This is a genomic window from Pseudanabaena sp. 'Roaring Creek' (assembly GCF_001402795.1).
Classification (GTDB): domain Bacteria; phylum Cyanobacteriota; class Cyanobacteriia; order Pseudanabaenales; family Pseudanabaenaceae; genus Pseudanabaena.
The window spans coordinates 1-8295 of the sequence record NZ_LIRE01000518.1; the positions used below are offsets into that span (position 1 = coordinate 1).

Annotated in this window: 9 protein-coding genes; all 9 read left to right on the top strand. The window is 43.4% G+C overall.

Going from position 1 to position 8295, the window contains the following annotated elements; genetic code table 11:
* Positions 1–319: 319 nt before the first annotated feature.
* Complete coding sequence (locus tag AC805_RS15845) at positions 320–1747, top strand: hypothetical protein (protein WP_055076317.1); 1428 nt, start codon at positions 320–322, stop codon at positions 1745–1747.
* A 219-nt stretch (positions 1748–1966) separates the two neighbouring features.
* A complete protein-coding gene (locus AC805_RS15850; RefSeq protein ID WP_055076318.1) occupies positions 1967–2338 on the top strand; it encodes a hypothetical protein in 372 nt (123 codons plus the stop codon).
* A gap of 39 nt (positions 2339–2377) precedes the next feature.
* Entirely contained in the window at positions 2378–2746 is a 369-nt protein-coding gene (locus tag AC805_RS15855) for a hypothetical protein (protein WP_055076319.1), read from the top strand.
* Between the two features lie 8 nt (positions 2747–2754).
* Entirely contained in the window at positions 2755–3135 is a 381-nt protein-coding gene (locus AC805_RS15860) for a hypothetical protein (RefSeq protein WP_055076320.1), read from the top strand.
* Positions 3136–3169: 34 nt separating this feature from the next.
* The gene (locus AC805_RS15865; RefSeq protein WP_055076321.1) at positions 3170–3580 is read left to right on the top strand and encodes a hypothetical protein; all 411 of its coding nucleotides are present in this window, start codon (positions 3170–3172) and stop codon (positions 3578–3580) included.
* A complete protein-coding gene (locus AC805_RS15870; RefSeq protein ID WP_055076322.1) occupies positions 3565–3909 on the top strand; it encodes a hypothetical protein in 345 nt (114 codons plus the stop codon). Before AC805_RS15865 ends, AC805_RS15870 begins: the two co-directional genes overlap by 16 nt.
* Positions 3906–6473, top strand: coding sequence for a phosphoadenosine phosphosulfate reductase family protein (locus AC805_RS15875; RefSeq protein ID WP_055076323.1), 2568 nt, complete (start codon positions 3906–3908; stop codon positions 6471–6473). The genes AC805_RS15870 and AC805_RS15875 overlap by 4 nt, the downstream gene beginning before the upstream one ends.
* On the top strand, positions 6442–7032 hold the full coding sequence (locus AC805_RS15880; protein ID WP_055076324.1) for a hypothetical protein: 591 nt from the start codon (positions 6442–6444) through the stop codon (positions 7030–7032). Before AC805_RS15875 ends, AC805_RS15880 begins: the two co-directional genes overlap by 32 nt.
* A 141-nt stretch (positions 7033–7173) precedes the next feature.
* Positions 7174–8145 (top strand): SAM-dependent methyltransferase, encoded by a 972-nt coding sequence (locus AC805_RS15885; RefSeq protein ID WP_055076325.1) that lies wholly within the window; start codon positions 7174–7176, stop codon positions 8143–8145.
* Positions 8146–8295 lie beyond the last annotated feature (150 nt).

Sequence of the window (8295 nt, forward strand, 5' to 3'; positions counted from 1 at the left end):
GGCTATAGCTATGGATTCTAATATCTACTGGCGGTTAAAACCGCCGTTCGCTTACCTCTCAGCGCTAAAGCGCGGAGTTTCTCGCGTATCGAGAGGTCTTTTATGAATTCATAGGGGAGGTACTTAGGTATTCTCTCCCTCTAAATCGTGAATATAACGTGGTCTGGCAAGATGTAGCAATTTACGATGATTGCGATAGTTACGACTTGTCTGAGATCGATGTACTACGAGGAGATCTCGTCAACCTTTGATAAATTCCCTCGCGGAGTCGGTGGTTAGATTCTGCAATGTAAAAGTAAAAATATACGAGGACAGGATCATGGAGTCTATTGGAGTTAATGGGGTGGAATGCCCAATTTTAAAAAGGGTGGACGGATTGCCCGTCATTACCTTTAGAGGACATAACGGTGTCGTAGCTTCTTCAGAAGAAGATGCGGCAAATTTGATGTTCGATGGAACATCCTTTTGGTGTCCAGTAAATCTCATTCGTCCCTCTGTAGGTGATGAGAATATTCGTAAGGATGCACCATCTGAAACGGAAATTTCAAAAACTAGAAACTTATTGCGAATCCGCAAGGATATCGGCACAATCAAAATTGTAGTTGATGCCACTGGGCTGAAACCATTTAGGATTCTTGATGGAAACACAAGATATCCACTCTTCCTTGAAGAGTGTTCTCCTTCTCACGTATTTTCTGAATACTGCGAAGTGCAGGAGGATGAGTTAGCAATCATAAATGAGCAAATCATTGCTAACACCCATAACCCCACCTCGGAGAAGGCTCAAGCATTTTACTCACTTAGGGGTAAACTTCTCGCCAAGGACTTGCCTGACTTAGAGGAACGAGAGAAACAACTTGCCATTCTTTATGCCGATGCCGGCGGTAAGGCAATGTTTGCTAAGCGATGTGCTAGGGCGCAGAACGCGATCGCCCCTTTGTGGGAATCTCTCGCAAACAAAGAAATCACTATCTCTAACTTGGACGCGATCGCTACGCTGGTCAATCCGCACAACGGGAAAATCCTTGCCGAACTTCAGCAAGAGGTGCTTACCAGTGCGATCGCCCACAAGTTGAATGCTTCCCAAATTCAAGCCAAGGTTGCAGCGGCATTAATCAACTGGGAAGCCCAGTGGGAAGAGAGTCAAAAGCCAGTAGTGGCAAAACCCGATCCTAAACCCGTACTTGATGTAAAACCTGACGAGGATGGCACATTTGCAATGGCTAAACCCAAGGGTATAACTCGCCCGCAGGGAGTAGCTGTTTCACCTGTCCCCTCAACCCCGAACCCACTACCTGTTAAAGAACCGAAAGCAGTTGTAACATCTGCTCAGGTCAAGCAACAGCAGCAACAGGTGAAAGCCACAAAAGGTACAGGTGGCACGAAGAAAGCCCCAGCAGCATCCGCTGCAAAGGTAATTACCAATGCGCCGCCTCCGATCGTTACAACCAGATCGACAGCACCTCCTAAGTTTGTCCCCCCTATAGTTGCCCCAGTAGAAACTGCGACACCAGTAGATGTTTACCAGATTCTCCTTGACGTAGAGGAACTATGGGTGGCTAAAAAGTTGGTCAATGGAAATGGTTCTGGTGTCCCTACTGGGACATTCAAGCACATGGAAACAATGTCCTTGAGAGATGTTGATAACATCTTGTCTCAGGTTAGCGTTTTAAAAGCCTTGCTCGGACAGATTGAGAGTATTTCATCTGCAATCCAGATGGATTTAAAAGACAGTCTAAATAAGTAATCTACCCTGTCTGCACGAACAGAAGTTTAAACGCGATTGGTGCAGCGATCGCGTTATTTATTACCACCACTGATACGAAATCAATATGCTTGTTTATTGCGATCGCAACGACTTGCATTTCGCAAACTAATATTTTGCTTGCAATGGCGCAAGACCCCCAGACATCTGGCGATCCTCGAACCCAATTCCCTGCCAATCCACCATGCTATGTAGGTTCTTATGATTATCGAAAAAGCTAAGGCAGATGCCTTTCTGAAAAAGGCTAAGAAATGGCTAGCCAGCAATGGTAAGCGTTTGTCACCAGATACCGATCTTTATTCGGTTGCTACTGTTGGAGGAGAACTCTTGTTACTTCTCAAATCATCAGAGGGAAAACCCAGTTTTGAGTTGAGAGGAAACTTCGAGAACTATCGCCTTGGCGAACAGGTCTTCGCGGACAATCTCATAAGAAACGAAGACGGCAACGTAATTCATCTAGCAACTAACCATCTTGCCTACGATGGCAGGATTACTTTCTTCTCCTATAAAGAAGATCCAAAACTTGCCTACGAAGCGATCGTAGTGCAAATCACCAGAATTCTCCCAGTCTAATAAACCCTATCGCCCGATCGCAATGGTCGGGCTAATTTAATGAAAGTACTTACGGAAGATGGCTTAAATCGGTTTATTGAGGCTTTGAATCATACGAAGTCGCACAATATGACAGAGAGAACTTTTCGAGGACTTTTTGTTTCCTGCTCCGAGGAAGTGGTACATGGTTGGACAAAACATGATGTTGCGGCAGAGATGTGTCGCATTTACCGTGCTGATGACCCAGATGACGGGACTGTTGAAGCGATTGAGAAATCCACTTTGATCGACCTCGATATAATCTTGGATAAAGTTGGTAAAGCCGATCCTAGTGCGGGTATTGGCAAGTGGACAATCGATTGGGCTATTGATGAGCTTTATAGTTGCGAAGTTCGTCCATTGGTAGAAAGAATACTGGCTTGCTATTAGGAGTTCCAATGCTAACAAATAAACTCAATGCGATCGCCTCATTATCTGACCCAGAAGCGATCGCAAAGCAACTGAAAGCTATATCCAATAGGGAAGCTGTATACATAGCGCTTTACTGTGCGATTGAATGGGTTGATATTAATGGATTTGTAGTAAAAATCATGTCTGCTCTTGATGTTCCTAAACAGGAACAGGATAGGTTTTCTCAAAAGTCTTTTCATAATTCCGATAAGGAAATGATCCAATTCATTTCCTGTCCGACTTTGCGACCAGAATATAGCGCATGGGCAGCACTGTATTCTGTTCGAGCGATTAATAAAATTTATGACTACAGGAAGATGGGGCATCTCGCCAATCTTGCTTTAAAACAAATGGAAGCAAAAGTCTAACTTCATCCAACAAATGAATCCTATGAGGTAGAAAATGCAAGTAATTCTAGATCTTAGAAACTTAGAAGCCGATCTTGCTGAGAGGCTTGGCAGTGCTGAAATGGCAGAAGAAATCATCTTCGATCATGTCGAGGAAATCGCGCACGGATGGACTGCCAGAGCAGTCAGCGAACAGGCTGTAACTTTATTCACTGAATCGTTAGAGTGTCCATATAGCAACATGGATCTTTATGCGATAAATAATGAAGAAAAGATTGCTCAAAAGCTAAGGCAATTGCCTCGCTTTGGTGTCAATCGCATCCTTTCTTGTATTGAGCAAATTGATACAGAAGAGTGGCAAATTGTCGCTTTGACAGTGCGAAATCAGATTATCTACATCCATGACAACAAAGAGAATTTGTTTAATCTTATTAAGGAGGCGATCGCCGAATGTCTGAATCATTAAGGGATGAGGATAAAGAGAATTCTCTACAGGGTTGGCTTATAGCCTCTGAGATCCTATCTCTAGAGACTATGGATGTTGACACAATCTCTGAAGTCATCATGAGAAGGAGTGCTAGGCTTGCTGACAAAACCTTTCACGAGAAAGATATTCTCGCATTGGCGACCAGTCAAGTGGGATATTCGTTGCCAAGCTGGTTTATAACTGGTCTTACCGAATATATCAAAGACTGTACCTGTGATGGGACGTACAGTGTGGACTGGGCAGCGTTCAATATTTACATGGACGGTTATGCCAAGGAGAAGGGTTGCTCAATCCGAGAAAAGCAATGAAAAACAACCGGCTACTAATATCTTTTAGTGGAGGTGAAACAAGCGCTTATATGGCTAAGCTCTTGTTAGATCAGTACAGAGGTAGTGTTGAAATCCTAGTATTGTTCGCTAATACTGGACAAGAGGCTGAAGAAACGTTGGTTTTCGTCAAAGAATGCGATCGGGTCTTCAATCTAAATCTTGTTTGGATTGAAGCTGATGTTCAACCCGAAAGAGGAATTGGTACAAAAGCTAAAACGACAGACTTTTGGGATGCTTCTAGAAATGGCGAACCATTTAGGGATGCCATTAAAAAATATGGCATCCCTAATGTCGGCAATCCTATCTGTAAAAGGGAATTAAAAATAGTTCCCATGCAGAGTTATATACGTTCAGTAGGTTGGAAAAAGAACTCCTACACTACGGCAATTGGTATTCGTGCTGACGAAATGGACAGAATGAGTAATGATGCAGAGGCATCTAATTTTATCTATCCTTTAGTTGATTGGAATATCGATAAAGCGAAAGTGAATGACTTTTGGCATTACATGCCTTTTAGGTTAAACCTAAAAGGATGGGAAGGGAATTGTAAAACTTGCTGGGCAAAGAGTAACCGCAAGCTATATCAAATAGCCAAAGACCATCCGGATTGGTACGACTTTTTCTCTGAGATGGAGTTTCTCTATAGATCCTTTACCCCTGAAAGGAGGAAGGGGAGTACTTTTAGGGAAAATGGCAGCTATAGGCGTACTATACATAATTTCTTCAGTAAACAGAGAGATACAACCGCAATTTTAGAGCATGCATGGTTACAGGAGTTTGAACCACCCAGTAACGATCGCCAATCGTTATTCGACGAGGAATTAGATTCTCTGAGCCAATGTTTTGAAGGATGTGATGTTTTTTGGGTAGATAACAAATCAGGATTAAATATTATGACTATAAAATCTCACGAGCATTGGATTGAACCATGTAAAGGGACTCAACTGAGTCTAGGGTACGATAAGGGGCAGGGATTTAAAGTGTATTCCGATCCTTGTCATAGAGATAATCCAGAGTCTCCTTTTGTCATGCTTTCCCTTCTGACCGACGAATCTAAGTCGCAGATGCTATATCCCTGTAAACGGATGTCAGAAAAGTCTCAAGCTGAGGCGATCGCATTATTCGATCAAGTCGTTGAAGACTTTATTGCAAAAAACCCGATCCCTGAAACCGAGGTATTTTCAGCCAATCCAGGCGATCAGTTTATCGTCAAGCGCGATCGCTGGGATGACAAAACGATTGTGATTGAATCCCAAGTAGGGGATAGATTCAATTGTTTTGATGTTAGTTTGTACTGGGAGTCGGATACTCCTCTAACAGACAATTTTACTACAGTAATATACCAGTACTCTGCATTGAGTAAGGCAGAACGCATCGAGCCGATGCCATCCGATAAGCTTGAAAAGATGCGCGATTCAATGAGGCTTGCCCAACGCAATCGCGAAGAGGCGGCAGCAGAGAGAGAAAGATTTATAGAAGTCGGGCGATCGATGGTTCCTGATTGGGCAGTTGCGGCGATCGTCGCGAGATGCGAAGAGAATAAGTCAGATAGTAATGCTGATTATCATGGCAGCATTACTAAAAAGAAGATGGTTCTTGCCTTTTCTAAGAGCAAGAAGGATGATTTTAACGAAATGAGGAGAGCGGCAGTTCTATGCGATGAGACTGCCCATCTAGTCGATCCGAAATTCGAGAATCGTGAAAAGTATTCCTTGGGGAATGGCTATTATTTGGGTCATAGCCGATATGACGGATGGCAGATTGGCAAGGAAAAGATGATTCTGAATTCTGAATTCTTAGCTGCATTGGGCGAACATGGATTGCCTAAGAAACGCATTCCCAAGAAGATGCCCCCCAACCCCGAACCCATCTCTGCACCTGAAACTGTTGAAGTTATTATCGAACCAGTTGAGCTATCTGAAAAGGAAAAGACGATCGAGGTTGATCGATTGATCGAGATTGGGCGATCGCTGGTTCCTGATTGGGCGAAGTCCACTATTGTGGCGCAATTTGAAAAACATTGGCTTCCTCCCATAGTAATAGAGAAGAAACTTATACTTGGCTTCAGTAAGTATCATACTCCTGGAACCAATGAGATTCGGGATGCAGTATTGCTGTGCGATGAGACGGCTCATATGAAAGACAAAAGATACCCAGAGGTCAGCGATTGCAAGATGATATCAATCGATATTTCCTTGTCGCCGCAAAATAGAGATTTTCTATATTACTTAGGTAAATACGGATTCCCCCGTAAGTTACCCGATCCTATTGAGGATGAAGTGTCCCCCAACCCCGAACCCATTCAGGATCTGGAGCCTTTAGAGATATCACCCACCAATCCCGAATCAATTCAAGAGGATGGGATTAGGGTTGTCCACAATCAAGAAAAGGATGGAATTGAGGTCTTTCTAAATAAGCCCTCTTCTGAAAACCTGAATAAACTTGTCAGCTTTGGCTTTCGCCGCACCTTCCAAAAAGGAGTATGGTTCAGCAAGTTTAGCGAAGAAAAATATGCTGCAATTCAAGCATCATTTACCGTTTAGAAAAATCGCGAGGGTACTAAGCGATCGCATCACTATTCACAATCTAATTAAAAATATTATGCATCCATTACACGGAACTATTCTAATAACATTAGGCACTTCTGAGGATCTGAAATCTGTTCCAGAAGTTCTTATCTCGGACGCTGAATGTGTCCCCATATACATTGACGGAAAATTATATTGGTTGGTAGTTGATGTCTTGGATACACTTTCCAGCAACTTTGCCACGATCGCCAATCCTGATGATGATGGGGAAGGCACTCTTGATGCTGTTGAGGTATCTGTCCGCACTGGAGTTGATAGCGTCGAAAAATTGCTTCGAGTATTACCCAACAAAGCAGCATCGGTTGAAAATTGGTTTAGATTTGACGATCCAACAAAACAAGACAAGGCTTTCCCCATGTGGGGATATGGAACCGAATCTCAAGCTATTGAATATGCAGCAATGGATGGAGTGATATTTAAGGAAATGGACTCTAGCCAAGTTGCGGGTATTGCAGCTTTACCTAATGATATTCCCGAATCTCGACGCTTTTATATTTCTCAAGCATTGACTTAGAATGTGCAGCAGGAGAGCTAATGGCGAAATAAAAATGGCTCATGATAACAAGCGATCGCCTAATCTTACAAAGAAACAGCAGTAGATTCTTCTACTGCTGTTTCTTTTTTTTCAATCAATTTCAACAAACGAGAGAATTTTATGTACAAAATATCGCCCGCAGTCGAGAAACATTTTCTTAAGTCAACGCCCAAGGAACGTGTTGCAGCAACGATCGCCGCAATTAAATCATCCCGTAGTGTATCTCCGGACCCCGAACTTATTGCCATGCTTTCGGGATGGGGATCTATTAAAGATATTATCTGGAACCAAAATAAGTATCCCGACCTCCGCACTGAATTTGAATCCCTGCTTTCTGAACAGGAAATGGAATTCGCAAAGACTGGAACACTATGGGCTTTCCATACTTCCTTTGATGTGATTCGATACATGTGGCAAATGGCAAAGCTAACGGGATTCAATGGGGGGCGGATCATTGAGTCGGGTTGTGGTGCAGGGCATTTCTTTGGGGCTATGCCCAAATTTGATGACCCCTGCGAACTATGGGGAGTTGAAATCGATCCTACTCCCGCAAAGGTTTGCCAAGCGCTTTACCCAGAAGCCAATATAGCCAATGTCGATTTTCGGGATTTTAAGTGTCCGAAAGGTTATTTCGATTTGGCGATCGGTAATGTACCCTTCGGAGATGTAAAAGTCTACGATGACGATGTTTATAGTAATGGTGGGCTTAGTATCCACAATTACTTTCTTGCCAAAAACTTGGCGTTAGTTCGTCCAGGTGGTTTAGTAATGATTGTCACCAGTTCCTTTGCAATGGACAATCGCGATGCTTCGTTTCGTGATTGGCTGGCTAGAGGAGCTGAGCTTATCGATATCACACCCCTGACTGATACAACGTTCAAGAGTTTCGACAACACCGAAGTCTGCGCTGACATTCTCACTTTTCAAAAGCTAAAAAGTCCTCGCCGTTGCGACTGGCTTCCTGCCGACTGCTCTTGGACAAAAACTGTCCAAGTTACCATCGAGGATGAGGTCGTTCTCGTCAATGAGGCGATCGCTAAGGCTTATAATTTGGTAGAGATAACTGCGATTAAGTCAGCAACCCCGCACTGAAGTGACGGGGCTTCTAGCCAAAAGCTAGGAGCCGTGCTGACCAGCCAAAGTCTTAACTGACTACGTTATTTAGGTCACGACACCTCGGAATGCGTGCTAGTTCCCCGCACTGTCGTTTGCAATTAAACAGTTCTAAGGTAACTGGAACAG

Excerpts from the sequence above, each read along its gene's own strand:
- AC805_RS15845 (WP_055076317.1), top strand. The coding sequence starts at position 320 with ATGGAGTCTATTGGAGTTAATGGGGTGGAATGCCCAATTTTAAAAAGG.
- AC805_RS15850 (WP_055076318.1), top strand. The coding sequence starts at position 1,967 with ATGATTATCGAAAAAGCTAAGGCAGATGCCTTTCTGAAAAAGGCTAAG.
- AC805_RS15855 (WP_055076319.1), top strand. The coding sequence starts at position 2,378 with ATGAAAGTACTTACGGAAGATGGCTTAAATCGGTTTATTGAGGCTTTG.
- AC805_RS15860 (WP_055076320.1), top strand. The coding sequence starts at position 2,755 with ATGCTAACAAATAAACTCAATGCGATCGCCTCATTATCTGACCCAGAA.
- AC805_RS15865 (WP_055076321.1), top strand. The coding sequence starts at position 3,170 with ATGCAAGTAATTCTAGATCTTAGAAACTTAGAAGCCGATCTTGCTGAG.
- AC805_RS15870 (WP_055076322.1), top strand. The coding sequence starts at position 3,565 with ATGTCTGAATCATTAAGGGATGAGGATAAAGAGAATTCTCTACAGGGT.
- AC805_RS15875 (WP_055076323.1), top strand. The coding sequence starts at position 3,906 with ATGAAAAACAACCGGCTACTAATATCTTTTAGTGGAGGTGAAACAAGC.
- AC805_RS15880 (WP_055076324.1), top strand. The coding sequence starts at position 6,442 with ATGCTGCAATTCAAGCATCATTTACCGTTTAGAAAAATCGCGAGGGTA.
- AC805_RS15885 (WP_055076325.1), top strand. The coding sequence starts at position 7,174 with ATGTACAAAATATCGCCCGCAGTCGAGAAACATTTTCTTAAGTCAACG.